Below are 24,447 nucleotides of genomic sequence, written 5' to 3' on the forward strand. Positions count from 1 at the left end.
CTCCGCCGACCTGGGCCGGCTCGGCCACCGCAGCCCGGGTTCTCCGGGGTGACCGCCATGGGCCGCCACATCCTGCACCTGCGCTTCGACGTTCCTGCCGGCCACGAGGCCGACCTTCCCGAGCGGCTGCGCCGCCTGCTGGAGGACATCACGCCGCGCGTGCAGATGATCGAACCGGACTCGGCCGTGCTCGACCTCACCGGTGCGCTCCCCTACTGGCGCCGCGACGCCCGCGGCCTGACCGAACTGGTCCAGCTGCGCGCGCTCGCCCATCTCGGCCTGAACAGTGCCGCGGGGTGCGCGGGCAACCGGATGCTCGCCGCGATGGCCTGCGCCCTCACCCCGCTCGACCGGCGCACGGTCATCGACGACTCCCCCGAGGCCATCACCGCGTTCCTGCGGCCCCGACCGGTCCGGGAACTGCCCGGCGTGGGCGCGAAGACTGCCACGACGCTCGCCGAATTCGGCCTGCACACCGTCGGCGACGTCGCCGACGTACCCCAACTCACCCTGCAACGCCTCCTCGGTGCCCGCGCCGGCCGCACGCTCCACAACCACGCCCAGGGCAACGACACCCAGATCGTCGACCCCACCCCCACACCGGCGAGCATCAGCGCCGAACACCACTTCGGCCGCGACGAACTCAACCCCGCCCATCACCAGCGCGCCCTGCTCGCCCTCGCCGACAACCTCGGCGCCCGCCTCCGCGGCTCCGGCCAGATCGCGACAGGCCTGACCTGCACCGTCCACTACGCCGACTCGAGCGACACCCGCCGCAGCCGGACCCTGCCCGAAGCCACCCAGCACACCGTGCTCCTGGCCCGCACCGCCTACGCGGTCTATGAGTCCCTCGGGCTCCAGCGCGCCCGGGTCCGCAGCATCGCCCTGCGAGCCGACGCCCTGCGCCCCGCCGACCGGGCCACCCGGCAACTCACCCTCGACGCGAGGGACGACAAGCCCCTCGCGATCGAAGCCGTCGCCGACCGCGCCCGGGCCCGGTACGGGCACAGCTTGCTCTACCCCGCCTCTCTCGCGATCGGCGCCGAAACCCGTCGGCGGGACGTGCGGAGCTGAAGCCCCGCTGTGACAGATGGCCACCGTGACGGAACTCCTCGCCGCGACGCCCTCGCTGACCTGCGTACTGGCCCGGGTATCGGATGCGGAGCAGAAAGAACCCGCAAGCGTGTAACGAACCAGGTGCTGCGCACGACTTCCTTGGATCGGGGCGCGTGTCGCCCGTGGACGAGTGAACGGTGAGACCTTGATGGCCGGTCCGGAGAGCGGGGGCACATGAGCGGGCCCGACCAACCACGGGATGCAGATCCCGAATATGAAGCGTTCTTCAGGCGGTGGTACATGAACGGGGTGAGGTACGCGCGCCGGCGGCACCGGCTGCAGGAGTGGGAGGCGCATGCCGCAGCCTCCGAGGCACTGGCGGAGCTCTGGGTGATGTGGCCTGAGCCCTCCTTCCCGAAGGAAGAGGACAACCGCAAGAGGCTCTACTTCCGCATCGTGATGTGCCGGAGTGTGGACATCATCCGAAGCAACGTGCGCCACCGCAAACTCGCCGCGGACGCGGCGACAGGTCACGTCCCCGCAAGCCTGGCTGTCAGCCGTGGCCGGGAGCCGGAAGTCACCGATGGCGAGCAACTGCCCGAGCAGGCGTACGCAGCGGCGGAAGCCCTGGCCGAGGCGGCGGACATCCTGACCGCGCTCCCCGAGCGGCAGCGGCGGAGTGTCGCGCTGGAACACGACGGCTACTCCGCCAGGGAAAGAGCCAAGATCAAAGGGATCCAGGAGAGCAACGAAAGGGTGGATCTCCACCGAGGCCGCGCCACCATGAAGAAGATCAGGGCCGAACGTGAGCAGGAAGGGGCGACCGAATGAGCAACGACCGTGACGACATCCCACCCACGACCCTGCCGAGGTACCCGGATCTTGATGCGTTCACCGACGGCGAGTTCGCCACGCTGGAGCCGGTGAACAACCCCACGATCAGCGGGTTCGACGTGCCCGAGCCGGACGCGGACTCCGCCGAGTTCTCCATCTCCACGATCGCGGGTGTGGCCGACGAGCCCGAGCTGACCGCGGACTTCGCGGAATTCTTCACCGAGCCGGTCGAGGACCCGGCGAGCGAGGAGGTGAAAGCCGCGCGGCTCGACGCCGTCATCCGACGTGGTGAGGAGATCGTTGCGGCCAGAGCGAAGGCCCGCCCGGGAGGACAGGTGCATCGCGCCGGGGACGCCGAGGCCAGCACCGAGGGATCCGACCAGATCGCGCCCCCCGACCAGCAGGGCACCGCGCGCGAAATCCCCAGGTCCCCCTCCATCTTCGTCGCCCGCCTCCGCGGTGACACCGACGTGGCTGGCTCGCACATCGAAACCGCGCTTCGACGGGAGTTCGGCGAGGAAAAGGTCTTCGGTGAGCAGCGCTTCATCACAAAGGGCACCCACTTCCCCCACGACATCACGCGGAACCTGGGGAAATGCGACATCCTCCTCGTCATCGTGGGCCGGCCGTGGGCATCGGAGGCCGAAGGGACGGACCACCGCTCCATCGACGGCGACAGCGACTGGGTCCGCATGGAGATCGCCATGGCCTTCGAGCGGCGCCTGGCCGTTCTTCCTGTCCTGGTTGACGGCGCCGTACTGCCGGACCGAGACGAACTGCCGGACGAAATCAAGCCGCTGGCAGATCGTCAGACGCTGTACTTCCGTACGTACCTCGGGCACCTCGATTTCCCGCCCCTCTTCGAAGTGATCCGCGACGTGGTGCCCGCCAGCGGCGCCGAGCGCCGGGATGACGGCGGAACACCGGCAGGAGCCGAGGACACCGAATGCTTCTGCAGTACAGAGGGCCAGGTGTAACGGATGAGGTCTGTGACCCGACTGGGAGTTGTCCCGGCCGGGCACAGACCACTTTCCGTCCGGGCCTTCGATGCAACGAGGAGATTGTGATGTCGTCCCACAACTGCCCGGACAGTCAGCCGTACGGCACGCCGGTACGAGGCCAGAACCCGTACGACGGAAGGGGCTTCGTGACGGAGTACCTCGCCGAGGCCGAACGTGAACTGCTGCGGCGACGCGGCGAGGCCTCCGCGGTGGAGGCCGTCCTCGGGCGCCAACTGCAGGAGATCGCCGTCATCGAGGCCGACGTACGTCTCCTGAAGCGTCGTCAGCGCTCCTCCCGTCGGCGCATCCTGCGCCGCCGAGCCCTTCGTGCCGCGCGCACGGCTACCCGCGTCACACTGGTGATCTTCGGCGTCTTCTCGTTCATCGTCGCGTCGATCCTGTTCATGAACGGCCTGCCGGGCAGCACCGAGATGTTCAGCGCGGCGGCCAGCGCGTGGGCAGCCGCCATCGCGCTGCCGCCCGTCCGGTAGGGCTCCGCCCGCGTACTCCTGGGGACGCGTCGGTCCCGGGCCACGAGAGTGGTCCGGGACCGACGCGTTTTCCGTTGTGCGGGGCGGGAGACGGACTGCCCGTACCTCCACACGGCCGACACCGCGTTGGAAGTCCGCGCGGTCCCGGAACGCTCAGCCGAGATGCAGCTGGCCGATCGCCCGCCCTTGGTCGGCCTGGGCGTCAAGAAGGGCCGCCAGTTCAGAATCCGCCGTGAAGACAGGGCCGGTCCACTGCGGCGGGACCGCCACCGGTGCGAGTCGCACTTCGGTGCCGTGGGTGCGCGCGGCATCGAAGAGGATCTGCAGCATCTCCAGTCCCGGCAGGTCGAGAGCACCGAGGCGCGCACGCCACGTCTGCGTCTCCGGGTCGTACGCTGCGACCGGGCGGATGGTGTTCAGCTGCTCCTGCCAGTGAGTGTCGGCGGCCCGTGCCGTCCAGATGGTGGCCTCCAACACCCATGCGTTTTCCCGGGAGTTCGGCGAACTGGTCATGTCAGGACGGTAGCCGCCGCCACTGACAGCTGCTCCGGTCGGGTGAATCCGGAGCCTGCAGAGAACCCTGTCGTGCACGAACACGTACTGACATACGTGGACCCGATCCGAGAAACGCATCTGTCCGAACCCGGCATGCTCGTCATCGACGTGGCGGGCCTGGACGACGACACCGTCTTCGCCTTCCAGAACGCGATCGGCCGCATGTGGGGGACCGCGACCGCCGATCGCACCACTCACGATGTCGGCCAGCCCGGTGTGCGGCTGCGGATGTACACGAATCTACGGGAGGTCCTGATCGAGACCTCCCTCCTGGATCAGGCGCTGGCCACCGGCCCGGAGTAAGACGTGGTCCGCCGCTACGGGGGAAGTGACGGACCATCCTGAAGTCGCGAGTGCCACACCCGCCGCCAACGCGTGTGCTCTGCGCGTGAACTCGCCGCGGGATAGCGCGGCTTCTCGGACGCAGTACGTGCCGGCACGCAGCAGGGCGAGGACGGCGGCCGCTTCAGTCGGCGCACCTAGAGCAGACGCAGGACGCCGACGACCTTCCCGAGAATCTGCGCGTGGTCGCCGGCGATCGGCGAATAGGCGGGGTTGCGGGGCATGAGCCACACTTGCCCGTCCTGTCGGCGCAGCACCTTGACGGTGGCCTCGTCGTCCAGGAGTGCGGCGACGATGTCTCCGTGGTCGGCGCTGTCTTGGCGCCGTACGGTCACGATGTCGCCGTCGCAGATCGCCGCGTCGATCATCGAATCGCCGGAGACCGGAAACCGACGGGTTCGTCGAATCTCGGAGGACTCTGCCTGGGAACCTGCGTCAATTCTTCGCTTTCGCGGAGAGTCTGGCGTGGGTTCGGCTCGGATGCCTGGCGAGACGGCGACCGCAGGCCACTGCCCGGTTCAGGGGACCGGGCGCAGGCCGTCGAGGGTGACGGCGACCAGGCGGGTCACAGCCGCCTGGGAAGTCAGGGTGGCCGCCGCGGTCAGGGCGTGAAGGCAGTACTGGGCGAGCTCAGCGGGGGGAACGTCCGAGCGCAGGTCACCGGCCTCGACGGCCTCGGCGAGAAGGTGCTGGAGCATGCCGTGCAGGTGCCGCTCGGCGTGGGTGACGTGTTCGCCCTGGTGCAGGAGGGCGGCGAGTTCGCCGCCGTGCCGCTGCCGGGCGATGCCTGCGTACGCCTCCAGCACCGCCTTCAGGCGCTCCACGGCGGTGCCAGTCTCGTCGCGGATGCCCGCGAGCTCCTGGAGGTGGGCGGTGACCTGGCGCTCGTGCCAGGCCAGCAGGACGGCTTCGACGTCGGAGAAGTACTTGTAGAGCGTCGCGCGGCCAATGCCGGTCTGCTCGGCGATCTGGGACATGGTCACCGACCGCAGGCCGCTCTGGGCCACCAGCTTCGCGGTGGTGTCCAGGATGGCCTCGCGCACGGCGGCGCGGTGCTTGGCGATCGTCTCGTTCCACAGCTTCGGCACCCACCCAGGATACGGACGTCCACAGGGCATACACTCGGTTTCAGGTAGAGACAGAGTGTATCGAAAAAGAGGGAGGCGTCATGGCAGGCTCACCGGACCGTCACGATGACGACGGCGAGGGGGCACCGCGCTGGGTGAAGGTTTCCGCGGCGGTCGCCGTGGTGCTGATCGTGGTGTTCGTGATCGTGCACCTGGCCGGCGGCGGCATGGCGGGGCACGCGCCCTGACCCCGTTCCCGCCGCGGCTGCGCAAGCTGACCCTCACGCTTCACGTCACTGCCTCGGTCGGCTGGCTGGGCGCGGTCGCGGCCTTCCTCGCGCTCGCCGTCGCTGGGCTGAGCAGCAGCGCGCCCCAGACGGTCCGGGGCGCCTACCTGGCTATGGATGTAGTGGGCTGGTACGTGATCGTCCCGTTCAGCGCCGCCTCACTGTTGACCGGCCTGGTGCAGTCCCTTGGAACGGTGTGGGGGCTGCTGCGCCACTACTGGGTCATCGCAAAACTGCTGATCACCGTGGGCGCGACCGTTCTGCTGCTGGTCCACATGCAGCCGGTCGGACACCTCGCCGACGCGGCCGCACGGGCCGCCCTCACGGGCGGCCAGCTTCAGGGCATGCGTATCCAGCTGATCGCGGACGCGGCCGCCGCCCTTGCGGTGCTGCTCACGGCGGCCGCCCTGTCGGTGTTCAAGCCGCGCGGGGTCACCCGCTACGGACGCCGCCGCCAGCGCGAGCAAGTCCCACAGCCGCGCTGACCCGCGCCCGCTCTGCCAGCGGATCAATCCGCTCACCGACTGGTCAGGCACTGGGGTCGCACTGCCTCAGACGTGCCGGGTTCGGCTCTGACTGTCTTGTGACGGCGCAAGCAGGTCGGCTCAGTGCTGGTGTCCGTCGTCGTGCCCGGGCTCCTTGCTGGGGTGGGTGGCGTTCGGGGAGGCGGTGGGCTGGGAGGTCGGGTTGGTGCTGTCGCTGCCGTGGCCGCCCTCCTTGCCTTCGTCGCTTCCCTTCTCGGGCACGACATCGCTGTGGCTATGTCCTCCGGACTCGGCCATGGTGGGGGCGATATGGCGCAGGCCGAGGAAGGTGACGGCCGTCACGACGAGAATTGCCAGGCCCATGAGGCTGAAGATACGCCGCCAGGGCCTTTTGGCTTCCTTCAGGAAGAAGGCGACGAAGGACAGGACGATGCCGAGCGGTATCAGCACGGCACAGCGTTCTGGGAGGTCTGCGAAGTGCTGCATGCCGCCGCTGAGCATGCCCAGGCCGAACGAGAGCATGGTCGAGGTGCCGAGCACGCGCAGTATGCGTGACAGGGGCTGCCTCTCGGTCGCGAGGATGATGTCGTTGAGGACGGTCGCGAGCAGGAAGACCAGTACGCCGGACGCGGCGATCATCGAGTAGCGGGCGGGCGCCATGGGGTGGTGGACAACCGCTCCGCTGATGAGGCCGGCACCCACGTAGTAGCCGACGTAGCCGAGATAGCGCCACGGCAGGGAGGCGCCTTCCCGCTTGCTGTTGGAGCGGCGTTGGCTGCGGGTCGGCTGCGGCGGGGTGGGGGGCGGGGTCGTCGTGGTGAGGCTGGGTGAGGAGGACAAAGCGGACCCTTCAAGGGAAGTTCAGTGGGGCCTGGGGTTCTCAACGAGGCAGGCGGGCGGGGCGGGGCCGAAGATCGGATTCGCTGGGAGCAGCGCGACGTGAGCCGGCCCACGGCTCCGCGCCGCACGCCACCTCATGGCAGCCGCAAGGCGCATCGCAAGGCATGGCCGGGCCGCCGCTGGTGCTCTGGCGGAGATGGCTCACGGGTGTGCTCAACAGGTTGTCGACCGGTTGGCTGGCGTGAAGGCTTAGATGCGTAGGACCGCTGAGTCCGGCACGGGGGCAGAGGCCAAGAGGGCCGTGACGGGTCCAGCGGCGCCAGCTGCGTACGCGTACGGAGGCCGATGAATGGCCTGCGCCTCGCACGGGACGGGCAGCGCGGCGCCCTGTTGGGGCTGGCCGGACACACACTGGTGAGCCGCGTGGTCGGGCTGCGGAGCATCCTGGTGGTCGGTGTGCCCCTGGCCGGAGTGCGGTTCGGGCGCTTCGTGACTGTGCCCGGCGGGATCCGGGTCCTGAGCGTTCAGGGCTGCCGTGTTGGTCGGCGCCCCGGGGTGCGCGTGGCCTGCGGCGCTCTCCGCGCTGACACCGTGGCTGTACATCAACGTGAGGAGAAGCGCGGCGAGCACCCACATTCGCCACGGGCCCGCTGCACGAGAGCGGGACCGCGGCGCGCTACGGAACGCCCGGGCCACAACCATGCCGGGGAGCATAGCGTCACCACGGCCGCGGCCCGCCCGTAGGGCGTGTTTCCTCTCGCACGAGTGGTCCGTGGCCCCCGACCTGCCTGGCCGGGATTTCGGCCGCCGGGCGGGACGGGTGACGGGGCGAGCGTCAGCCGAGCGCGCCGAGGAGTTCGTTGCACGCCTGCTCGCAGGAGCGGCAGGCTTCGGCGCAGATACGGCAGTGCTCGTGCATGTCCGCGTGCCGTCCGCATTCGTCGGCGCACGCCTTGCAGACCATGGCGCACGCCTTCAGGATCGCGGCGGTGATGTTGGCGTCGTAGCCGGTGTGGCGGGAGAGGACCGCGGCGGTGGCGGTGCAGATGTCGGCGCAGTCCATGTCGGTACGGATGCACTTGGCCAGGTCACCCACCATGCCCTCGGACAGGCAGGCGTCCGCACACGCCGTACACGCCTGCGCGCAGGCGATGCACTCCTCGATGCAGGAGGTGAGCTTGGCCTGGTCGATGTGGCCGAGGTCGGCCGGGTAGGTGGCGAGCATGTCCTTGACGGTGGACGTCAGGGTGCCTCCGTTCCCCGCGAGGCCGGCGGATCCGGGGCGGCCGCCATCGAAGCCCCCGGTCCCTCCAGCTAACGCCCCGAGACGCGAACGCGCCCGGCCGCACCGTGAGGTGCGACCGGGCACGTTCGTACTGCGGTGATCAGTGGTAGGCATGGACGACGGCGTGGCCCTTGCCACGGCCGATCATCCACTTGTTGACCGGCGTCGTGATCACGAAGGCCACGGCGAAGCCGCCCAGCAGCGCCGTCCAGAACAGCGCGTCCGACAGGTGGGCGTCCATCGCGCCGGGTGTCAGGGCGATGATGCCGTTGTCGACGAGCTCCATCACCGCGATCGAGACGGTGTCCGCGGCCAGCGCCACCTTGATCGCGCTCTTCCAGTCCAGACCGGCCCGGCGGACCGCGAACAGGGTGAAGGAGTAGCCGAAGATGAACGCCAGCGTGATCGCCAGGATCATCGTTTGGACGTTGCCCCACATCAGAGCCGTGCCGATGACCATGCCGAGGATCTCGCCGATCGCACATCCGGTCAGGCAGTGCAGCGTCGCCTTCGCGGCGGCCCCCCAGGTCACCCCGCCCATCTGGTGCCCGGCGTGACCCGCCTGCGCCTGGTGCGGGCTGTGATCCTGTGCGGTGCTGGTCTGGTGTGCGCTGTGGTCCATGACCGTCATCCCCAATCCCGTCCAGTGTGACCCCGCTCCCGCGGAACCACACCACAACCGTATACCCCCCAGGGGTATTCGGCGAGGGTGCTGAACCCAGCAAAAGGCGGAGGGTGTGCGGGCCCGCACGGGCGACGGGCCCACACACCCTCCGCGAGAGTGGGTCAGCTCTTGCCGAGCAGGTCGTTCATCCTGGTGATCTCGGCGGTCTGCGAGGTGATGATGGCGTCCGCCATCGTCTTGGCCTCGGGGAAGGAACCGTCGGCCTTCTCCGTCTTGGCCATCGCCACCGCGCCCTCGTGGTGCTTGATCATGAGCTGCATGAAGGCGGTGTCGAACGCCCTGCCGGACGCCTTCTCCAGGGTGTCCATCTCCTCGGGCGTCATCATGCCGCCGTCGGCGCCGTGCGCGGAGTGGTCCATAGCGCCCTCGGCGGGAACCTGCTCACCCCAGGAGGTCAGCCAGCCCGAGAGGGTCTTGATCTCCGGGTCCTGGGCCTTCTTGATCTCGTCGGCGAGCTTCTTGACCTCGGCGGACTCCGCCCTGGTGGGTGCGAGGTCGGCCATCTCCACGGCCTGACGGTGGTGGGGGATCATCCCCTTGGCGAACGCGACGTCGGCCGCGTTGTGCTGCCCCTGGGAGGCCGGAGCGGACGACGAGGCCGAGGGCGACGGGCTGTGGCCGTTGTGCCCGGCGGAGGTGTCGTCGCTCGACCCGCACGCGGCGAGCACGAGCGAGGCTGCGCCCGCGACAGCGACGAGGGCGGTCCGGCGGATGAGGTTCTTGTTCATGGTGGTGCGACTCCTTGATGCGCCGCCCGAGCGGGCAGGTGCCGATACGGAACGAGGATGTGCCGGAGCGCGGCATCCCTCCGCCGGCCAAGCCGGGACAAGGGGGTGCCGTACGGGCAGTCCTATATCCGCAGGAGTTGCAGCTCAGCGAGATCGGGCGGCGCACGCCCGCTCTCCGGGGTCCCGGCCGCACTGCCGGGCAGTACCGCCGACACGGGCCCGGCATCGAGAGCCGCGGCCAGGACGGGAGGCGCGTACGCAGCGCCGACACCGGCCGCCGCACACATGGCATCCGCGTGGTCCGCGTGGCCCATTCCGCCATCAGTGTGCGAGCAGTCACCAGCAACCTGCTGGGCGGCCTCGTCATGGACCATCGCCATGGCGTGGCCACTGGCAGCTACCGGCGCCTTCGCGGACGCCGGTCCAGGCCCGAGGCCGTGCATCGCCAGCACACCGACCAGCACCGCCAGCACCAGCAGCAGGAAGCCACGCCCCATGGGGCGACGGCTCGACGGCTGCCTCTTGCTGGTCATGCGGTCATCGTACGATCCGGGCCCGCTCGCCGCTTCCGCCGGCCCGTCAGGCACCCCATGCGCCGTGTGACTGCGCCCTAGCTCAACGCGACAGGTTCCCTCCAGACCTATGGGGCGATGGGGCCGTGCTTCCTCTCCGGGTGCGCCGACAGGACGTAGCCGGTGGCGGAGAGGTTGGACAGGCCGAAGAGCTCCATGAGCCGGACGGGGTCGGCGCTGTGACGCGCCTCGTCGACGATGCGGTCCACACGCAGGCGGCCGGCGGGCAGGCCGACTCGCTGGAAGAGGAGCTGGACCATGCCGGCGCTGATGGGCGGGCCGGAGTCGTCGACGGCGGTGTTGCGGGTGACGAAGAAGTAGGGGTTGGAGCTGTCGGGCCAGCGCCGGTGGCGCTGGAGTTCCCACGCTGTGGCCATGCGCAGGGTGAAGGCGTCGAGGTAGATGACGTGGTCCAGGCGTCCCGCCCGGCGCAGGCGCAGTCGGCCTTTGCTGCGGTCGAGGTCGGTTCGCCGAAGGTGGGTGAGCTGTCCGGGGAGGAGGGCGTAGATGGCGACGAGGGCGACCATGAGGCGGTCGCGAGGGTCGTCGAGGAGGTCGAGAAGGCCGGCGATGCGGTCGGAGGGCAACGCGGTGGGCACGGACCGGCTGCTGGTGAGGGAGATACTGCGGGCCGGGTCGCGGAAGACGAGGCGTTCGCGTTTGAGGGCCCTGAAGAAGGATCGAAGTGCGGTGTGCAGGCGGCGGGCCTGGTCGCCGCGGAGCGGGTCCAGGGCGTCCTCGATGTGCTTCTTGGTGATCTCGCGGGGATCGGTGAGCCCGGCGGCGATCCATGCTTCGACGGTGTCCAGGATGGCGGCCACGTAGTTCTCGACGGTCTTGGGGCTGCGGGCCCGGCTGGCGCTGCTGCCCTGGCCGAGTAGTACGTCGATGAAGGTGTGCACCGCTGTGGAGAAGGCCGGGTGAGTGATGACGGTGGCATGGTGCCGGGCGCGAGCGATGGACGGGTTGCTGGGCGGTTGCGCGGCGAGCAGGCCGCGTTGGCGGAGGTAGTTGATGACGCGGGCGCCCTGGAGGTCGGCTCTCAGAGAGGCCAGGGCCCGGATGTCGCTCTCCTGGATGGGAACATCGGCGCCGAGATGACCGCTCACGATGCGCAGGGTTCGGATGCTGCCGCTGAGGAACTCGGTATTCCATCCGCGGCCGCGCATGTACGCGGTGAAGTCAGCGATCAGGAGCTCGGCCGCCGCGGTGAGGGCTGGCGGCGTGCTGGTGTCCAGTCGGGCCCAGTCCCGGGGCGGGGCCGGGAAGAGTTCCAGCTGGGCGGGGTGGAGAAGGTGCTCGGACGGTCGGCGTTCGGACTTGGCCCGGGCGCGGGCGCGCCGTCGTTTGTGGGCGAAGCGGCCTTGGACCGCTGCGGTGCCGGGCAGGAGTCGTCCGACGGCCAGTCCGGCGGCATGGGGGCCGGCGAACCACAGCTGATCGCCGTTCTTCATCGCGATCTGGGCGGTGTCGACCTCGGTTTCGGCGACGACGATCCGGCACATCCGGCACATCCCGCCGCTGACCATCAGCGTGCGGTGGCAACGGTCGCACTCGGCCTCGTTACCCCCGCGTTTGCGCATCTCGGAGCACCAGCTGGTGCACGGCCCACACAGGACCCGCCGATCGTTCGCCCAGGCCAGACAGTGTGTGCACTGTCCCCGCAACTCAGGGTCCCGCTGTCCGCCCTGGCGGGTGGGGCCGGTACCGCGCGGCGGGACCACTCGGCGCGGTGGTGGCGGTGCGAGGAGGCCGGCGCGGTCCAGGGCCTGTCCGAGGATCGGGCCGTTGTAGAGGAGGTCTTTGAGGGCTTCGGCGGCGACCTGGTGCTGGTCGGGGTCGCGGGCGGCCAGAGCGAGGCGGGCGAAGCCTTCGAGCCGCCAGATCCACATGGTCCGGGCGCGTACGCGGCGCTCGTCCGCCATCTGCTGCAGCTGCTGGGAGACGGCCTCGAGCCCGGGGATGCTGCGGTCGCCGATGCGGGCCGCGTGGGTGCGGGCGAACTGACGGGCTGGGGTGGGGAAGAGCCCGAGTTGCCCAGGGACCTGGGGCGGGCAGATCCGAGGATCGTCCTGTACCGGCTCGGGATGCCGGGCTCGTAACCACGGGGGAATCGCCCTTCGCCGCCCGGAGTTGCCGTGGGGCATCCGAACAGGCCGTGCCTCGGGCAGGACGATCCCGTCGATGTTCAGGGCGAGCTGACGCGGTCGGCCCGGGGCGAGGGCTTCGTCGTGAAGCTCGCCCCAGGCCCAGGGGTCGTCCTCCCCGAGGCGGACAGCCAGCAGGCAGGGCCCGCACACCCCCGCCCGTGTTACCGGCACGGTCCAGGCACAACGGCGGCACGGAGCCACGCTCCAGCCGTCCCTGTCGGAGGACACGCGGATCCACGCCGCCGCGCACCGAGGGCACATGGCGTTCCCGTTCACCGCTCCCCAGCTCGCGCACGTCTCGCACGACCCGAGCAGCCCATCTCCCCTGATCACCCCAGCCCCCGGTCAGTTCGGTGGCAGTGGACGCCGGGATCCGCCGCTGCCCGGCCGGGGGATCGGTCGTGCGGGGCCGCTCTCGCCGACGGCGCGTTGCTCGGTCTCCGGGCGTCCCTCGGCCGCCGCTACTGGCTCGGCTTCCATCAGGTCCGCGACCGTGCACTGGAGGGCGGCGCAGATCAGGTCGAGGTCCTCCAGCCGGACGGTGACCGGCTTGCCCGACCACAGGGCGGCCACCTTGCTCAGGGACGGGGTGAAGCCCACCTCCCGGAAGGCGACCTGCAACTGGGTCGGGCGCCAGATGTCGCGCTTGGCCGCGGCCCAGCGCAGGTTCCACTTCAATGGGTCACGCCTCCGTGCTCAGCCGGCGAACTGCTCGCCGGGAAGACTCCAGGCTCGCCCGCTCCGGGTCGCCCTTCGCGGTCGCGAGATAGCCGACCGTGGTGGATGCCCAGACATGGCCGAGCAAGACCTGCACATCCCACAACGGCATCCCCGCCTCATAGTTGTGGGTCGCGCAGGCGTGCCGCAGGAGATGCGGAAAGAGCTCACTAACCGGGCCCCGCAGATGTTCGTGCGAGGCCATCTTCAGCGCGCGCCGGAACGTATCGGGCCCTACCGGCGGTGCGAGAAGGCCGTCCATGCCGGCCAGCGACTTTGCCAGCCGCTCCGAGGGGAACAGCGGCGCCCGCGGGTCGGTGGGGTCATCGGGAAACTCTCCCCGCACCTCCTCGACGTACCACCACAAGAGCGCGCGGCCCTCCTCGAAGAGAAAGGCTTCGCGGTCCCGGGGGCCGGAGCCTCCGGCGCCCTTGCCGTGAACCAGGAACCGGCCCCACTGCCCGTTCTCCCAGTGCACGTCCCCGAGCTGCACGCCGCACAGCTCAGCCGCCCGAACTCCGGAGATGTACGTGATCTTCGACATCACGTAGTTGCGTACCGCCACCGGGTACTTCCGTGCTTGCGGCAACGACTCCCGCCACGCGGCGAAGAACTCCTTCGTCGCCCGGGCCGACGGAGGAATCCGCAGTCCGAAGTCCCCGCGATGCACAGGACGGTTGAACGCATCGACGGGCGACTCGACCACGGCGCCGAATCGACGGTGGATCTCGCCGGCGTACCGCTGCTCCAGGAAGGCGTAGTAAAGGTCGATTCGGTTGATCTTCGACCGCGTCGTCGTGTGCCTCGGGCTCTTGCCTGGTCCGGCGAAGTACTTGTCCAGCTGGCGCGAGCTCAGGTGCCACGGCATGACGTCGTAGTGCGAGCAGATCTCCAGCACCGGCTGGACCAGGGACTCCAGCGTGCGCGGTGACAGGCCCGCAACCTCCCGGGCCCAGACGTACTCAGCGAGGGAGTCCTGGTAGAGCGCGCGCTCCGCCTCTGCGGACGAGGTCGCCGCAGCCTGTCGCTGCAGCGTCAGGACGTCGGCCAGTCCCGGCTCCAGCTGGTGCAGCTCGCCAGGCTGGTCCTGCACAGCTGCGTCGCCACCCGTGATGAGGGAGAAGCGGCGGGTCCCGGAATCCGTCACAAGCAAGCAAATTACGGAGGGAACTCCTGGAATCTGCGAGGAATCGTCAGATCCCCACACGATCGAGTGAAGCGTCTACCCGCCCCTCCGACCTGCATGAACAGCCACAACTTCCGCACGGGACAGCGGAACGAACCCGTCGGCGCTCCAGTTTCAGCGCGAACAGGTCACCTTCGCCCACGACCTGGCGGGGCAGGGCGTAGACGTCCTCGACCATCTCTTCGGCGAGCAGGGGTGTGCCGGCGGCGATCCGTCCGACGAGCGGTACGTGGACGGGTGCCGCGCCCCTTCCGTCGAGGGCGGGTGCCCACGAGGTGCGTATCCGGTAGGCGCGGGGACGGTGCGGGTCGCGGTACAGGACGCTCTTGCGTTCCAGGGCCATCAGCTGGTGGGCCACGCTGGAGGTGCTGGCGAGGTTCACGGCTTTGCCGATCTCCCGCATCGAGGGCGGGTAGCCCTGTCGGGCGACGGCCTCCGCGATGTAGCGGACGATCGCCGCCTGGCGGGTCGTCAGCTGTCCCTCGGCGGTGGCGTGGCCCGGGGGACGGCCACGGCCTGCGGGCGCGTTGTTCTCCATCGCGGGCACCTCCATCAAGATCCTTACGGAACGTGACCTTAACCCGTCATCCAGTGCAAATGGAACGCCTATTTCGAACATGCGGTTCACCGCCGGGGTGGGCCGCAGGACCACGCGGGGCCCGCAGGTCCAAGGCGTGGCTCAAAGGTGGGCGCGGGCCGCGGGCGGGTCAGGGAGACACGGTGCCTGGCCGCAGGTGGGCCCGGACTGTCTTGGTGCGGTTTCCTTCGGAGAGGTGCCAGGTGAGTGTCGCGTCCAGCAGGCGGATGCTCCGTAGGCCGTTTCCCTTCCCTCCGGCGATGGCGGCCTTGCTGTCCGGGAACTCCGGCCGTGGGTCTTCCACGTCGACGAGCAGTACGTCGTCCTCGAGCACCGCCAGGCGTACGGTCATCGCCGCGGCCCTCTCGTCGTCGGGCCGGGCGTGAACGAGAGCGTTGTGCGCCAGCCGTGAGAGCACCTCGATCGCCGTGGGGATGTTCCCGGGCCACCTCAGCAAGGTCAGGCGCATCCGCGCATCGCTGCGGAGACGGCGCAGGCTCACCGGGGTCATGGCGTAGGAGTGGGACCATTCCCGGTCGATCGGCGCGGTGACAGCGGAGCCCGGGGCGCCGGCGTGGGGGTAGGCGGCGAAGGCGGGGAGGCTCAGCAGCCATCCGCGCAGGGCGGTCTGTTCTGCGGGTGTGGTGGCCACTTCGTGTTCGGACGGTGCGAGGAGGCCGTCGCTTTCGCCTGTGGCCAGGGTCCGTTCGACGGTGCGCCAGCCGGTGCGCAGCCGGAGCGCGACGTGCAGGGGCGCCAGGTCGTACGCCTCGTGTGCGACGGTCCAGCCCTGCTGTTCGGCGAAGTCGCGCAGTGCCGCGAGCGTGTGGGCGGCGGTCTGGGAGGTGGGGCTGGTCGTGTAGAGCACGACGCCGGTGCTCGCCGGATTGGACCAGGGTGAGTTGGGCGGCACAGGCTGGTCGCGGGGTGCGCGGGGCGGGGGGAAGTTCATGGTGTTGTGCCTTCGGCCCCGGTGTCGATCTGGGCCCAGATGACGGAGGGGCCGTTGTGCGGGACGCGGTGGCCGAAGCGGTCGGCGGTGCGCATCAGGAAGGCGAGCACGTCGAGCCGGGCCGCTTCGCTGAGGGCGGCCGGCACTGGGGCGGAGACGCGGAGACCGGTGTCGTTGGTTTCGGTGCGGACGGCGTCCGGATCGTCGGGGTCCAGGGGCACGCCGAGCGCGGTGCTAAGCATGGAGGCGATCGCGGTGGCCCTGATGGTCGGCGAGCTCACGGATCTCCCCCGCACACGCTTGATCACGTAACGTTACCTAATGCATTAGCTTGAACCTGATGCATTAACTTGTCAATCGAACCCCGGGACCTGGCACCACGACAGCCGCCGACCAGTACGGAGTCCGCGCATGGGCAACGACGAGCCGCCGTACCAGGTGGTCGCAAACGACCTGCGGCGCCGCCTCAAGGACGGCGAGTGGGAGACCGGCGCGCGGCTGCCCTCCCGGGCGCAACTCGCCAAGCACTACCGCGTAGGAGCCAACGTCATGCAGCGGGCCACGGAGCGACTCATCGTCGAAGGACTCCTCGAGGGCCGTGCGGGATCAGGAACCTACGTCGCGCAGCCCCGCGAGCGGCGCCGCACGGTCCGTTCCCGGCACCGCGAGCGCCGCGGCGGCAGCCCTTTCCGCGCCGACATGTACGAGATCGGCAGCAACGGCACCTGGGAGGCCTCGTCCGAAGCCCGCACGCCCGCGCCGGACAGCATCGCGCGCCGCCTGGGCATCGGGCCCGGCGACCCGACCGTGCGCACGACGTACGAGTTCCTCGCCGACAGCAAGCCCGCCCAGCTCTCCGTGAGCTGGGAGCCCATGGTCGTCACCGGCGGCACCCCCGTCCTGCTGCCCGAGATGGGCCCGCTCGCCGGCAAGGGCGTCGTCGAGCGGATGCGCTCCATCGGCATCGACGTCGAGACCTACGTGGAGATCCCCAGGCCCTCCCGGGCCACCTCCGAACAGGCCGCCCTGCTCGGTCTCAACGTCGGCGACCTCGTCCTGGCGATCGAGCGGACCTACTACGCGAACGACGGACGCCCCGTGGAGACGGCCGACATCGTCATCCCGGACCGCACCTGGGAAGTCGCCTACGAGTTCGCCGTCGACCCGCCCGAAGCAGACTGACCGCCCGCCCCGCGCCGATCGCCGTTGGGTACGCACACCGGCCCCTCACGGAGGCGAATGTCGCCCGCGTGGAACGGGAGTGCTGTCGGAGACTCGAACTAAGCTCCGAAGCATGACCACCTCCCCCTCCCCCGCCGCGAAGGACCCCACCGTCACCGAGCCGGACAAGGCCCCCGCGCCGTTCGACCCGCAGGACTTCCCGCCGAACCTGCGTGACGCCCAGCGCAGGGCCGCCGAGCTGTACGCCGAGCTCCACGCCTTCCAGGCGACGCTGCCGTGGTCACGCGACCCGCACCCCGGATGGCCGAACGAGACCGAACGCGGCAAAGAGCGGGAGGGCCGGCCGGAGACGGCCGGCTGGACGGACGAGCAGGCGGACGCGTACGACAACCTGCTCGCGGACCTGCGAAAGGCCACCGCGGCAGTGCAGAGTCACAGCTGGTGGAAGCGCTGCGGCCAGGAGGGGGTCAAGGGCGCGGACTTGGTCGACGTCCGGCAGGCACTCAAGTACGCGAAGGGTGCCGTAGCACTCGGCCGGAACGACGTCGAGCAGACCGCCTGATCCGCCTGCTCCAGCGGGGACATCAGTGTGGATGTCCCCGCCGTGCCTCAGCGGCGGGACGTGTGGACCTTGATGAAGGCGATGATCGCGATCGCGCCGAGTGCGATATCGCGAGCGTTCGCACGGGTTCAGTTCGAGGAGGGCAGAGCCGCCAGCCTGCCCAATTCCTGGCTGTATTCGCTCAGTTCGGGAGAGACCAGGGAGGCGCCCTCAACGAGCTCACGTGCCTTGCCCGCCTGCTCCCTCACACACGCCGGGGTGGTGAAGCCTGAGCCACCCCGCATGGCCGACTCTGCCGCCTGGAGCACTGACTTCGTGCCCTGCGGATTCATGAAGACCACGGGGTCGGTCGTCAGGCGGGACCCATCGTCCCCGGAGAGGGCCGCGGTGAAGGTGTAAACCCTCGGCAAAGCGCCGGCGGGGAGAGTCTCAGGTCCCACAGTGAATCCGAGGCGTTCCGTACCGTGCGGCGGCACCTCGAACTTCAGCGGCCGCGTCAGCGTGAACGGGGGCGTACGGCCATCGGGGACCTTGACGTCGTACCGGGCCGAGACCACCGAGCCGCCCGCACCGTACGGGCAGCCCAGTTCCGTGACCGCACTGATCACAAAGCTCGCTTCCGTAACCAGCACTTCATCCGCAGAGGGGTTACGCACAGCGATCGAGAGCAGCGAGGACGTCCAGTCCGTCATGGCCGGCTGCGGCACGTCTCCCTGCGTCCAGTCGGCCGCGATGTCCCGCTCACGTGCCACGTCCACATCAGACAGTTCCAGCTTCAGTTGATTTGCCCCGCAGCCCCGAAGGAGGGCGAACACCAGGCCCAGGACGGCAACCAGAATCCCCACGGCTCCTCCCACGACGGAGACCACCCCCTGCGATCTACGCAGAAACGGCTTGTCCTGGTCCTCTGCCGGACTGTCGTCCTGACGACCTCGCATGGCGCCTCCCGTGTCACTGGCAAGATCACCATCGCGGGAAGGCCGACGCACTCGGACGCGCCGCCAACACGAGAACAAAGCCCACTACGCCAGCGACGGCCGCGCCGTAGAGACCGCCGACATCGTCGTCCCGGACCGCACTTGGGAAGTGGCCTACGAGTTCACCGTCGACCCGCACGAGCCCGACTGACCTCCGCAGCCGAACCGAGGCCGACTCATCGGCACCGCGAGCGGCCGGACTGGCACGACGTGCACGGCGCAGACGCCGAAGGCCGAACAATCCGGGGCTCGGCGGTTGCCTGGCTCGGGGCCGCACCTCATGCGCGCCGACGCAGCCCTACAGGTGGCCGGTGAGGTCCACGGTGTCGTCGATACGGAACTCGATGCCAGTGGTCTGGCCAGCCGGGGCGTCTGGATCGACCCGGTCGGCGAAGTCGGCGAACTTGCTGTAGAAGGTGCGGCAGCGGGACGCGTGCGGCAGAGATTGTGCCGTCGACGCCCCCTCACGCAGCGCTTCCAGGATGCGCACCAGGTTGTGACCGGACAGGACTACCTGCTGCATCCCGGAGCCGTCCGTGTCCTTGGTGATACGCCCCTCGGGAAGGTTTGGATCCACGGTCCACCGGTGTCCGACCCAGGCCACGTTCGGCCCGTGGAAGTCGTTCTGGTCATGGGTGCTCGTGATCCAGCTGGGCTTCCACCGGCCGAACGCCTCAGTCGCGACGAACGTCCAGGCGTCCTCGTGGCAAACCAAGGTCAAGTAGGAGACGCCGGCGGCGGCCTTCATCCCCGCGCTGTGCTCGTCAGCCCCCACCGCGTTGTCGGCGATCGCCTTTTGGGTGGCCACGCGGTCTTCCTCGCGCCAGCGCTTCTCCTGCTCCCACCTCTCCAGCTCTATGCGCCGCTTGAGCTCCCTATTGGCCTTGAACTCCTCCAGCCATGTCTTAAGCACCAACGTCCCCCTTCTCATTGCACCTGGTCAGAGACTTAGGAGTATGCCTGTCGGGCGTGACGAGCCGACAGAGCGCCTTCGACCGCATCGCTTCCATGGCCAGCGTCATGGCCAAGCTGACCTGATCAGGGCGCCGCGCCCTGCGGGTGGCGTCAACGGCAGTTGGGCACCGTCACAGGACAGTCGGGTACCGGGTGGCCTGTCCAGGTCCAGCCCAGACCACGGTCACAGGTGGTCCGTACTCATCGGCCCAAGCCAGCGCCAGGACTTTCCGCTCGGGCCGAGTGTGGTGAGTGAGATCGATCTGGAGGGGATGTCGCACGACGTACGGAGGGCTGCCGTCGGGCGTGCCGAGGGCGAACCTCAGGCCGATGGCGCCGAACTCGACGCCGACACCCCAGAACTCGCCGTTGTGACTCATGGGCCGCACGGCGACTTCGCCCTCGGCGCTGAATGGTTTGTCAGGGTGTCCCGCCATGTAGAAGCCCCAGCCTGTCGGCAGCGAGCCGTTCCGGAATAGGTAGGCGAGCAGTTCCTCCAGGTCGGCGGTGGCACGCAGGCCGGCCGGCCGGTTGCCGCCGATGGAGAAGGCGTTGGCGGCCAGGCCGCCCCACAGGAGTTTCAGGAGCCAGCGCTCCAGATCCGCGCCGGCGACAATCGCGGCCTCGTGGCCGTGCGGGTCGTGGTCACGACGCTGATCGTCCTGGAAGTGCCGCAAGATACGGAAAATGTTGCCGACGGTCCTGTCGAGCGGCGAGAGCGCATTGTTGTGGCGTTCGCACAGGATGTTGGCGGCCAGGACCTTGGGTGGCAACGCGGAGGTCCGGCCGTTCTGCCAGGGCATCCCGAGTACGGTCACCAGCCCGCCGACGGCGATCTGGCGGTAGATGCTCGCCGAGAGCCAGTGCTCGGCGGAGATCCGGGCCGAGCAGTCGCGGGACACCGCGGCGAAGCATTTCGGGTGTTGATAGCCGGTGGGCTCGTCGGCCAGCAAAGGTGACGATGCTGAAGCTCTCCATCGGCCGTCGCCTCGGTCCGCATGGCACCGCCGGGTGATCCGTCCGCTGCCGCAGGGACAGGGATCCTTGCGCCTGGGACCGCCGTATTCATGGTCGAGGTGCTGGAACGGGCGTGGCCAGTCCGGCAGCGCCGTGGGATTGGGCATGCCGTCAGTCTCCACCGGGCCAGAGTGTCGCGGCAAAGGACATTCGGCTCCGCACCGAAGGCTCTGATGCTGCTCCGTGCTTCAGGAGACCGAGGCGAGGGCGTCAATGCGAGCGGCCTACGAGTTCGGCATTGCATCGAGCCGTTCGTGCTGGGCTGATCCCGTGCGGTCGGCAGGGATCAGCCCAACATGACGGGACGCTGGGGGATTCGGCCGGCACGGACACTCGCAACCAGGTCGGCGAGGCCTGCGGGGTAGACCGTTTCCTGGGTGCGGTGCAGGTCGGGAACGGTCCACCACCGGTATTCGCGAATGTTGTCAGGCTGCGTGGCCCGGGCCGGGTCGACGGCGCCTGCGTCGACGCGGGCGAGGAAGTACTTCTCCACCTGGCGGACCTGGTGTCCGCCCACCAGGTGGTCCTTGCTGCGCTCGGCGAGCTGCACGCCCAGTTCGACGGCCTGCTCGTCGATACCGAGTTCCTCGTGCAGTTCGCGGAGCGTTGCCGTGGTGTCGTTCTCCCCCGGTTCCAGGGAGCCGCCGGGTGTGGCCCAGAAGCCGCCGTTCTCGTCGTACCGCAACAGCAGGACGCGATCGTCGGCGTCGACCAGGACGGCGCGGGCAGCTTTCCGCAGCGGCGGGGAGGTCGTCATGTCCTCCAGCGTGGCAGTCCCCAGAAGGGGGTCAGGACCGTTTGACGAGGTAGGAGCCGATACACGCCGCGTCCAGGTCACAGGCCTGGAAGGTGGCGAGCGCGTGGGCTGGCGTTTCGACGATTACCGTGCCGCCAGCTACCTCGACCAGAAAGAACCCGAACCCGCCGCGGCCGCCACCGAGTCACTCCTTTTGGCCCGCCGGATCGGAGCACCCCGCTGCGTGAAGCTCATCGACGACCTCCTCCCCCGTTTCCAGCCCTACCAACAAGCCCCAGGGGTGCCGAAACTCCTCCAGCTCGGCGCCGCATGAAGACGTGTACCCGTCCTCCAGAACTGACCGTTGACCATCGCCTCCTCGTGACCCCCGACGGTGAGGGCGTTCTCTTAGAAGCCCGACCCGCTCGCTCAGACCAGGCGGACGGGGCGCCCGGTGATCGCCGATACGTGGTCCAGGATCAAGGTAGCCAGGCGATCCCGGACTCGGGAGATATTACGATCAGCAGAGTCGAGAGCCGTGCGGTCCGCCTCGTGCAGCGCAGAGCCTTTGATCACCAGGCCACGCGTCAGACGCGTGGCATCTTCGAGAACATCGAGGACCAACAGAAGCCGTCCCTCCGGATCAAACTGGCTGTATCTGCCGCTCTGAGTGTCAACGTGGCTGGTTTGTTGGCCGATGTGCGTCTCAACGTGGCTGGTTTGTTGGCCGATGAACATGCCGTCCGGGATGCAGGCGTCGACGGCCGCGGCAACTGCCTCTCTGCGTCCATGGACTACTTGCTCGAACCTCTCCAACTCCACGGACCGACCGAGCTGCAGTTCTTGCGCTATGTCCTGCAGAGCGCTGTGCCACTGGCGCACCGTGAAGCGCAGGTCGACCAGGCGCTGGACCTCCTCGTCCGCACCCCTCCGGCGCGCGGTCGCCTTCTCCAGTTCGGCGTTGCGCTTCCACAGTTTGAGGGGTCCGAAGTAGCCCATCACCAGGGCTCCGACGATGACCCCAATCAGCCCGGCCAAGGCGTTTCCATCCGCCATATCGGTTTATTGCCCATGAGGGTTGCTGTCACCCATCCCGGGCGTACTCGGTCCGCGCCGAGCGGGCACATCAGCCCCAGGTCTTCAGCGCCTCGGCGACCTGGCGGACGTCGCGGCGGCCCTCGACGACGTCGGCGACCAGCGTGATTGCTTCCTGGCTGGCGACCTTGACCTGGATGCCGCTGGCGTGGAGATAGGCGTAGGCGGCCTGGGCAGCGAAGAGTTCGTTCGAGTGCTCAAGGGCAGGCAGTCGTGCGAGAGCGTGCAGGATCGCGGCGGCCCGGTGGCGCGCGGCTGGGTAGACGAGGGTTCCCATGACCTCGTGCCGGTGGCGGGCGACCGCGGCGGCCAGCGCTCCGTAATCGGTGACATCGGGGTCACCTGGAACGAGGTTCTGTGCGATATCCAGCAGCCATCGCTCGTCGACGACCACAATGGGCGGCATCAGGCGGCGTGGCTGCTGGTGCCGGTCCCGAAGCGTTCGGCGAAGGCCGGCCCGTGCTCGTCGACGAACGCCTTGGCTCCCTCGATGAACCGGGTCCGCGCAAGGTCGTCTGTCAGCCGCCGGCTCGCATACTGATCCGGGTCCTCATGGTCATCGGCGGCGCGACGGCGTAGCTCCTCGAAGGTCTCATCGTCGATTCGAATACGGATCTCCTTGGCCATGCCTCCACGGTAGCCGGACCAGGGCTTCGACGGGGAGGGATGAGACGGGAGTACATACCAGAGAGCAGCTTCCGCAGCCCGCGTAGAGGTCTCCGGTGTGCCGCAGGGCAGGGCGGGCTACGGGAAGCCGCTGGATCTCAGCAGCAGCCGCGATCTGGTTCGCGAGACGCGCTGCCTGCAGGGTGGGCCTCTTCCGCCGCCCATGCAGCGCGGAGAGCGGCGCATGCCCGCGCTGCCTCGTCGTGGTCGCGCAGGTCCTTCAGCGACCGGGCATCGGCCGGTGGCAGGGCCTGGCCGCGGCCAGGTGTCCGGCCGCCCGCACGCGCGGCGTAAATCTCTCGGGGTGTGGGGGCATCACCCCACGTTTCGAGAGGCAGGGATGCGAAAAAGTCTTCCTCGCTCTCGCGCAGCACCGGCCGGTAATCCGGCACGGAGGGCTGCTGGCGGCTCTTTCGGCGGGCTTCGGCCAACTCGCGACGGAGCGCGGGCCGAAGTTGCTGGGCGTAGCGCTGCCAGGCGGGGGTGTGCCGTCCTGAGCGGTCCCGGAGCATCCGCGCGTAGCGCGTGCCCTCCTCGTCGGCATGGGAATCGTGGCCGGCCGGCTCTGTGACGGGCGGGAGCTCAGCGAGGCGCTGCCTTCGGCTGATCTCGTGGTGGGCGTAGGCGGCGGGGTCCTGGAGATGTGCGGGGACGCCCCAGGTGGACAGCTCCGCGGCGAGTTGCTGTTCCGTCCATCCGGCCTGGATGAGGGGGCGCAGTGCGTAGGCGAGAGGTCGGGAACCGGCCGCATACAGCCACCACACCTCGCGCTGCAGTCTCTCGGTGAGGGCGATGGCGTGGCGGCATTCTGCGGGGGTGACCCACGACCGTGTCCGACGGGCGCCGTGGTGCTGCCTTCGCCGTGGAGTGTCTTTCTTACCCCTGTCCACTACCTGCGGATGAGATGAGGCTGAGGTGACCACGACAGAAGGGGTGCAGCGCCTGGAACGCTGCTGTCCCGTGTTTCGGGCGCGGTGGCGGGCCGCGGCGATAGCGCGGGCCCGGCCTGCCTCGGTGACGCCGATCAGCCGGGCCCGATACCCGCTCCCGTCTATCCGGTGTCCCCGCGCGTGGTCCCAAGCGGGTGGGGCGACGGGTGCGTAGATCGTGGCGGTGCCGCGGTAGCCGTGGCTGGACTGCCACTGGCCGCTGTGGCGGGTGCGCAGGACGTTGCGTCTGGAGCCGTGCTCGACCCAGGCGATGAGGCCGAGTTCGCGCAGGTAGCGGGCGTGGTTGAGGACGGTTCGGCGGCTGAGGCCGAGTTCCTCGACGGTGGCCGCCACGTTGAACGGCACGTGGCCGTGCTGGCTGCGGTGCATGCGGGAAGCGAAAGCGGCGGCCAGGCGCAGCGTGGTCGGCCCGGCCTTGGGGTGGTGGCGGATCATGTGGCGGGCGGCGGCGAGGAAGTCTCCAGCACGCCGCAGCTGCCGTGATGCGGTGGCGTGCAC

Annotated in this window: 30 protein-coding genes and 2 pseudogenes; 10 read left to right on the forward strand and 22 right to left on the reverse strand. The window is 69.2% G+C overall.

Translation table 11 applies throughout. From position 1 onward, the window contains the following. Positions 1-57 precede the first annotated feature (57 nt). The 4 genes from ACIBLC_RS39820 (at position 58) to ACIBLC_RS39835 (ending at position 3,382) form a co-directional block, all read left to right on the forward strand. The gene (locus ACIBLC_RS39820) at positions 58-1,074 is read left to right on the forward strand and encodes a DNA polymerase thumb domain-containing protein (RefSeq protein WP_399216432.1); all 1,017 of its coding nucleotides are present in this window, start codon (positions 58-60) and stop codon (positions 1,072-1,074) included. 216 nt (positions 1,075-1,290) lie between these two features. After that, a complete protein-coding gene (locus tag ACIBLC_RS39825; protein ID WP_399216384.1) occupies positions 1,291-1,887 on the forward strand; it encodes a hypothetical protein in 597 nt (198 codons plus the stop codon). Continuing rightward, on the forward strand, positions 1,884-2,867 hold the full coding sequence (locus ACIBLC_RS39830; RefSeq protein ID WP_399216385.1) for a hypothetical protein: 984 nt from the start codon (positions 1,884-1,886) through the stop codon (positions 2,865-2,867). The genes ACIBLC_RS39825 and ACIBLC_RS39830 overlap by 4 nt, the downstream gene beginning before the upstream one ends. 89 nt (positions 2,868-2,956) lie before the next feature. After that, entirely contained in the window at positions 2,957-3,382 is a 426-nt protein-coding gene (locus tag ACIBLC_RS39835) for a hypothetical protein (RefSeq protein ID WP_399216386.1), read from the forward strand. 153 nt (positions 3,383-3,535) lie between these two features. On the opposite strand, the gene ACIBLC_RS39840 is transcribed toward ACIBLC_RS39835, so the two are convergent. Continuing rightward, complete coding sequence (locus tag ACIBLC_RS39840; protein ID WP_399216387.1) at positions 3,536-3,895, reverse strand: hypothetical protein; 360 nt, start codon at positions 3,893-3,895, stop codon at positions 3,536-3,538. A gap of 72 nt (positions 3,896-3,967) precedes the next feature. On the opposite strand from ACIBLC_RS39840, the gene ACIBLC_RS39845 reads away from it, so the two are divergent. Beyond that, complete coding sequence (locus ACIBLC_RS39845; protein ID WP_399216388.1) at positions 3,968-4,240, forward strand: DUF6207 family protein; 273 nt, start codon at positions 3,968-3,970, stop codon at positions 4,238-4,240. Positions 4,241-4,416: 176 nt separating this feature from the next. On the opposite strand, the pseudogene ACIBLC_RS39850 reads toward ACIBLC_RS39845, so the two are convergent. Both ACIBLC_RS39850 and ACIBLC_RS39855 read right to left on the reverse strand, forming a co-directional pair. Then, positions 4,417-4,662 (reverse strand): annotated as a pseudogene (locus ACIBLC_RS39850) (LexA family protein); the annotation flags it as partial. A gap of 135 nt (positions 4,663-4,797) precedes the next feature. Further along, the gene (locus ACIBLC_RS39855; protein ID WP_399216389.1) at positions 4,798-5,367 is read right to left on the reverse strand and encodes a TetR/AcrR family transcriptional regulator; all 570 of its coding nucleotides are present in this window, start codon (positions 5,365-5,367) and stop codon (positions 4,798-4,800) included. 80 nt (positions 5,368-5,447) lie between these two features. On the opposite strand from ACIBLC_RS39855, the gene ACIBLC_RS39860 reads away from it, so the two are divergent. Beyond that, complete coding sequence (locus ACIBLC_RS39860; protein WP_399216390.1) at positions 5,448-5,594, forward strand: hypothetical protein; 147 nt, start codon at positions 5,448-5,450, stop codon at positions 5,592-5,594. A 152-nt stretch (positions 5,595-5,746) separates the two neighbouring features. Then, a complete protein-coding gene (locus ACIBLC_RS39865) occupies positions 5,747-6,118 on the forward strand; it encodes a hypothetical protein (protein WP_399216391.1) in 372 nt (123 codons plus the stop codon). A 120-nt stretch (positions 6,119-6,238) separates the two neighbouring features. On the opposite strand, the gene ACIBLC_RS39870 is transcribed toward ACIBLC_RS39865, so the two are convergent. The 11 genes and pseudogenes from ACIBLC_RS39870 to ACIBLC_RS39920 form a co-directional block, all read right to left on the reverse strand. Then, positions 6,239-6,958 (reverse strand): hypothetical protein, encoded by a 720-nt coding sequence (locus ACIBLC_RS39870; protein ID WP_399216392.1) that lies wholly within the window; start codon positions 6,956-6,958, stop codon positions 6,239-6,241. Positions 6,959-7,793: 835 nt separating this feature from the next. Then, entirely contained in the window at positions 7,794-8,183 is a 390-nt protein-coding gene (locus ACIBLC_RS39875) for a four-helix bundle copper-binding protein (protein ID WP_399216393.1), read from the reverse strand. 160 nt (positions 8,184-8,343) lie between these two features. Beyond that, a complete protein-coding gene (locus ACIBLC_RS39880) occupies positions 8,344-8,865 on the reverse strand; it encodes a DUF4396 domain-containing protein (protein ID WP_399216394.1) in 522 nt (173 codons plus the stop codon). A gap of 164 nt (positions 8,866-9,029) precedes the next feature. After that, the gene (locus tag ACIBLC_RS39885) at positions 9,030-9,656 is read right to left on the reverse strand and encodes a DUF305 domain-containing protein (protein ID WP_399216395.1); all 627 of its coding nucleotides are present in this window, start codon (positions 9,654-9,656) and stop codon (positions 9,030-9,032) included. Positions 9,657-9,778: 122 nt separating this feature from the next. Continuing rightward, positions 9,779-10,189 (reverse strand): DUF6153 family protein, encoded by a 411-nt coding sequence (locus ACIBLC_RS39890; protein ID WP_399216396.1) that lies wholly within the window; start codon positions 10,187-10,189, stop codon positions 9,779-9,781. A 107-nt stretch (positions 10,190-10,296) separates the two neighbouring features. Next, complete coding sequence (locus ACIBLC_RS39895) at positions 10,297-12,549, reverse strand: hypothetical protein (RefSeq protein ID WP_399216397.1); 2,253 nt, start codon at positions 12,547-12,549, stop codon at positions 10,297-10,299. Between the two features lie 174 nt (positions 12,550-12,723). Then, positions 12,724-13,056, reverse strand: coding sequence for a helix-turn-helix domain-containing protein (locus tag ACIBLC_RS39900; protein ID WP_399216398.1), 333 nt, complete (start codon positions 13,054-13,056; stop codon positions 12,724-12,726). A 4-nt stretch (positions 13,057-13,060) separates the two neighbouring features. After that, positions 13,061-14,188 carry a tyrosine-type recombinase/integrase gene (locus tag ACIBLC_RS39905; RefSeq protein ID WP_399216399.1) on the reverse strand — a complete coding sequence of 376 codons (1,128 nt, stop codon included), beginning with the start codon at positions 14,186-14,188 and terminating at the stop codon, positions 13,061-13,063. 169 nt (positions 14,189-14,357) lie between these two features. Then, positions 14,358-14,819: pseudogene (lexA, locus tag ACIBLC_RS39910) on the reverse strand (transcriptional repressor LexA); the annotation flags it as partial. Positions 14,820-14,988: 169 nt separating this feature from the next. Beyond that, positions 14,989-15,810: a hypothetical protein gene (locus ACIBLC_RS39915; protein WP_399216400.1), complete on the reverse strand. Its 822-nt coding sequence runs from the start codon at positions 15,808-15,810 to the stop codon at positions 14,989-14,991. Then, entirely contained in the window at positions 15,807-16,091 is a 285-nt protein-coding gene (locus ACIBLC_RS39920) for a hypothetical protein (protein ID WP_399216401.1), read from the reverse strand. Before ACIBLC_RS39920 ends, ACIBLC_RS39915 begins: the two co-directional genes overlap by 4 nt. Before the next feature lie 130 nt (positions 16,092-16,221). Between ACIBLC_RS39920 and ACIBLC_RS39925 the strand changes: the two genes are divergently transcribed. Both ACIBLC_RS39925 and ACIBLC_RS39930 read left to right on the forward strand, forming a co-directional pair. Beyond that, positions 16,222-16,992 carry a GntR family transcriptional regulator gene (locus tag ACIBLC_RS39925; protein ID WP_399216402.1) on the forward strand — a complete coding sequence of 257 codons (771 nt, stop codon included), beginning with the start codon at positions 16,222-16,224 and terminating at the stop codon, positions 16,990-16,992. 112 nt (positions 16,993-17,104) lie between these two features. After that, a complete protein-coding gene (locus ACIBLC_RS39930) occupies positions 17,105-17,554 on the forward strand; it encodes a hypothetical protein (protein ID WP_399216403.1) in 450 nt (149 codons plus the stop codon). 128 nt (positions 17,555-17,682) lie between these two features. Here the strand turns inward: ACIBLC_RS39930 and ACIBLC_RS39935 are convergent, their stop codons facing one another. The 4 genes from ACIBLC_RS39935 to ACIBLC_RS39950 all read right to left on the reverse strand — a co-directional run bounded on the left by ACIBLC_RS39935 (position 17,683) and on the right by ACIBLC_RS39950 (position 21,259). Continuing rightward, entirely contained in the window at positions 17,683-18,543 is an 861-nt protein-coding gene (locus tag ACIBLC_RS39935; protein WP_399216404.1) for a hypothetical protein, read from the reverse strand. Positions 18,544-18,829: 286 nt separating this feature from the next. Next, positions 18,830-19,444 (reverse strand): hypothetical protein, encoded by a 615-nt coding sequence (locus ACIBLC_RS39940; protein ID WP_399216405.1) that lies wholly within the window; start codon positions 19,442-19,444, stop codon positions 18,830-18,832. A 172-nt stretch (positions 19,445-19,616) separates the two neighbouring features. Next, entirely contained in the window at positions 19,617-20,438 is an 822-nt protein-coding gene (locus ACIBLC_RS39945) for a hypothetical protein (protein ID WP_399216406.1), read from the reverse strand. A 350-nt stretch (positions 20,439-20,788) separates the two neighbouring features. After that, positions 20,789-21,259, reverse strand: coding sequence for an NUDIX hydrolase (locus tag ACIBLC_RS39950; protein WP_399216407.1), 471 nt, complete (start codon positions 21,257-21,259; stop codon positions 20,789-20,791). A 103-nt stretch (positions 21,260-21,362) separates the two neighbouring features. Between ACIBLC_RS39950 and ACIBLC_RS39955 the strand changes: the two genes are divergently transcribed. Beyond that, positions 21,363-21,572, forward strand: a complete 210-nt coding sequence (locus tag ACIBLC_RS39955; RefSeq protein ID WP_399216408.1) for a hypothetical protein — start codon at positions 21,363-21,365, stop codon at positions 21,570-21,572. Positions 21,573-21,667: 95 nt separating this feature from the next. Here the strand turns inward: ACIBLC_RS39955 and ACIBLC_RS39960 are convergent, their stop codons facing one another. The 4 genes from ACIBLC_RS39960 to ACIBLC_RS39975 all read right to left on the reverse strand — a co-directional run bounded on the left by ACIBLC_RS39960 (position 21,668) and on the right by ACIBLC_RS39975 (position 24,447). Beyond that, on the reverse strand, positions 21,668-22,276 hold the full coding sequence (locus ACIBLC_RS39960; protein ID WP_399216409.1) for a hypothetical protein: 609 nt from the start codon (positions 22,274-22,276) through the stop codon (positions 21,668-21,670). Between the two features lie 88 nt (positions 22,277-22,364). After that, positions 22,365-22,739: a fic family toxin-antitoxin system, toxin component gene (locus ACIBLC_RS39965; RefSeq protein ID WP_399216410.1), complete on the reverse strand. Its 375-nt coding sequence runs from the start codon at positions 22,737-22,739 to the stop codon at positions 22,365-22,367. Then, on the reverse strand, positions 22,739-22,960 hold the full coding sequence (locus ACIBLC_RS39970; RefSeq protein WP_399216411.1) for a hypothetical protein: 222 nt from the start codon (positions 22,958-22,960) through the stop codon (positions 22,739-22,741). The genes ACIBLC_RS39965 and ACIBLC_RS39970 overlap by 1 nt, the downstream gene beginning before the upstream one ends. Before the next feature lie 137 nt (positions 22,961-23,097). Then, positions 23,098-24,447: a hypothetical protein gene (locus ACIBLC_RS39975; RefSeq protein WP_399216412.1), complete on the reverse strand. Its 1,350-nt coding sequence runs from the start codon at positions 24,445-24,447 to the stop codon at positions 23,098-23,100.

This window comes from Streptomyces sp. NPDC050535, assembly GCF_044457665.1.
GTDB lineage: Bacteria > Actinomycetota > Actinomycetes > Streptomycetales > Streptomycetaceae > Streptomyces.